Source organism: Actinomycetospora sp. (assembly GCF_055612215.1).
The window spans coordinates 1-2,856 of record NZ_JBVPVA010001014.1; the positions used below are offsets into that span (position 1 = coordinate 1).

A 2,856-nucleotide genomic window follows, 5' to 3' on the forward strand; every position below is an offset into this window, starting at 1 on the left:
TTCCTGGTGAACGTCCCGGTCTGCCTCGCGCTGCTGGCGCTCGGACCGGTGCTGCTGCCCGAGAGCCGCGACCCCCGTCCCGGACGCTTCGACCTGCCCTCCGCGGCGCTGGCCCTCACGACGATGCTGCCGGTGGTCTACGCGCTGAAGTCGGTGGCGACCGACGGGGTCACGACGGCCGGCGTGATCGCGGGCGTCGTCGGGGTCGGCTCGGGCATGTGGTTCGTGCACCGCCAGCGCACGGTGGTCGACCCGCTGCTCGACCTGCGCCTGTTCGCCCGCCGGGCGTTCTCGGTGTCGGTGGCCACCAACCTGCTCAGCGTGTTCGCGCTGGTCGGACTGCTCGTGCTCGTGCCGCAGTACCTGCAGCTCGTGGCGGGGATGTCGCCGCTGGCGGCCGCGCTGTGGCTCGTCCCGGGCACGCTCACCGGCATGGCGGGTGCACTGGTCGCGGCCCGGGTGGCCCGCCACGTCGAGGTCCGGCGGCTCATCGTCGGCGCCCTCGCCCTGGCGGCGGTCGGGTTCGGGGCACTGGCGCTGCTCGGCGTCGGGGCCGGGCCCGCGGCGGTCGTCGTCGGGATGGCCCTGGCGGGGATGGCGGTCGCGCTCGTCGAGACGCTGACCACCGACCTGATCCTCGGGTCCGTGCCGGCCGACCGCGCCGCGGCCGCGTCCGCGATCTCCGAGACCGGTTTCGAGCTCGGCGGGGCGCTCGGCGTCGCGGTGCTGGGCAGCGTCGCGGCCGCGACCTACCGGGCCGGACTGCCGGCCGGCGTCCCGGGCGACACCCTCGGCGGGACGCTCGCGGCCACGGCCGACCCGGCGCTGGTCGCCGCCGCGTCGGCCTCGTTCACGACGGCGATGGCCGTGGTCGGCGTCGTCGCCGCGGCGGTGCTCGCCGGTGCGGCGTTCCAGGCCCGGCTGCTGCGTGCGCCGGCGGACGTCAGGTCGGGAAGTCGGCCTTCCGGATGAGCGCGTGCACCCCGGTGGTGCGGTCGACCACCTGGGAGACCTGGAAGTCCGTGGCCGCCGAGAGGTAGGCGTAGGCGACCGGGGCCGCCATCCCCCGGTCGCCGACGAGGAACGCGAGGGCCCGCCGGACCGCGTCGCGCATCGCGAGGTCGAGCGAGGTCTGGTTCCCACCGCCGTCGGGTCCGTCGGGGTCCGACAGCCCGATCGGCACCCAGTGGGTCGGGGTCTCGCCGAACGGGAACGTGAACGCGGCCTTCGGGGCGGGCCCGCCCGGCGGGATGGTCGTGAGCCGCACGGTCGCCCGCAGGGAGCCCTCCATCGCGGTCAGCGCCACCTCCCCGTCGCCCTGGGCCATGTGCGGGTCGCCGGTGAAGAAGAGCGCGCCCGGCACGCGCACCGGCAGGTAGAGGCGCGACCCGACCACCAGGTCGTTCACGTCGAGGTTGCCGCCGGTGTCGGTCGGCGGGACCGAGTCGACCTGCGCGTCGGTGTCGCGGGCCACGCCCATGATCCCGAGGAACGGGGCGAGCGGGAACGTCGCCGGACCGAGGGCGCCGACGAGCCCACCCGGGCCAGCCTGCGCGGGCGTGAACACGCTGACCTCACGGCCGGTGTTGAACCACCGCGCGAACTCGGGCCGGCCGTCCCACGCCTCGGGGAGCTCGCCGGGCAGGGCGCCCTTGCCGTGGCGGTTGGAGACCACGCCGTAGGGGACCCGGAGCTGCAGGTCCAGGACGTCGACGGCGAGGGTGTGGCCGGGCTCGGCGCCCCGCACCGCGATCGGGCCGGTCACCACGTGCGGGCCCGGGCCGTCGTGCGGGGTCTGGCGGGCCACCGTGGCGGCGTCGGTGAGGACGTCGGCCGCCGCGACGCCCTGGCCGGTGAAGTAGGCGACCGGGTCCTTGCCCTGGTCCTCGAGCACGCCCTCGTGGGAGATGGTGTCGACGACGACCGTGGCACCGTTGTCGACGGTCGCCACCGGGCGGGTCCCGCGAGTCGGCAGGTGACCCCAGAGCACGGAGGTCGGGGTCGCCGGGACGTAGTTCGGCGGGGCGCCCCCGGTCAGCGGCTGCAGCACCGGGATCGTCGACGCCGGCGCCGACGGAGCTCCCGACGACGGCCCGGAGCAGGCGGCGGCCCCGAGCGTCGCGACCCCGGCGCCGGCCAGCAGGAACCCGCGCCGCCCGAGCGCGCCCCGCAGCGTCGTCGCCCACCGTTCGCCCTCGTCCATCGCGTGCCCCCAGCCTCGACCGATCCGCGTACACCCGACGTACCGGGCAGCTGATCACGCGGAGGTCTCGCCCGGATGACGCCGTGTTGCGGTGGGGCTACGGGGCGCGAGCGGGCCGACGGTCCAGCAGCGGCGGGCGGCGGGCCGACCAGTCCGTCGCCGCCTCGTGGGTCAGCGCCACCTCGAGGACGCGCCGGTCCCCGCCGGGCGGCCCGATCAGCTGCACCCCGACCGGCAGCCCGTCGAGGGTGAACCCGGCGGGCATGCCGAGCACCGGGACGCCGGCCATCGACCACGGCGCCACCGTCTCCATCCAGCGGTGGTAGGTGTCCATCGCCCGGCCGTCGATCTCGCGCGGCCACGGCACGTCGGCGGCGAAGGGGTGCACCTGCGTCGCCGGGGCGAGGAGCACGTCGAACCGCTCGAACAGCGCGACGACCGCCGCGTACCACTGGGCGCGCACCGTCGCCGCCCACGACACCTCCCGCGCCGAGAGCTCCGTGCCGTGCTCGATCTCCCACACCAGCTCGGGCTTGAGCCGGGCGCGCAGGTCCGGGTCCTCGACCAGCGGCGCCATCTCGACGGCGTTCCACCACCGCCAGCGCAGCAGCGCCTCCCAGAGCCGGTCGAGGTCGAACGCCGGCACGACGTCC

General features: G+C 76.2%; 3 protein-coding genes. 1 reads left to right on the forward strand and 2 read right to left on the reverse strand.

The window, feature by feature from the left end:
• The coding region (locus AC0CYZ_RS27555) for an MFS transporter (protein ID WP_472221302.1) at positions 1-972 on the forward strand (972 nt) is incomplete at its 5' end.
• On the opposite strand, the gene AC0CYZ_RS27560 is transcribed toward AC0CYZ_RS27555, so the two are convergent.
• Together AC0CYZ_RS27560 and AC0CYZ_RS27565 are read right to left on the reverse strand one after the other, a co-directional pair.
• The gene (locus AC0CYZ_RS27560; RefSeq protein WP_472221303.1) at positions 944-2,203 is read right to left on the reverse strand and encodes an acetamidase/formamidase family protein; all 1,260 of its coding nucleotides are present in this window, start codon (positions 2,201-2,203) and stop codon (positions 944-946) included. The genes AC0CYZ_RS27555 and AC0CYZ_RS27560 overlap by 29 nt on opposite strands.
• A 97-nt stretch (positions 2,204-2,300) precedes the next feature.
• The coding region (locus AC0CYZ_RS27565; RefSeq protein ID WP_472221304.1) for an amidase family protein at positions 2,301-2,856 on the reverse strand (556 nt) is incomplete at its 5' end.

What these genes read in the sequence shown, in the direction of transcription:
- AC0CYZ_RS27560 (WP_472221303.1), bottom strand. Translation starts at nt 2,203, where the DNA reads ATGGACGAGGGCGAACGGTGGGCGACGACGCTGCGGGGCGCGCTCGGG.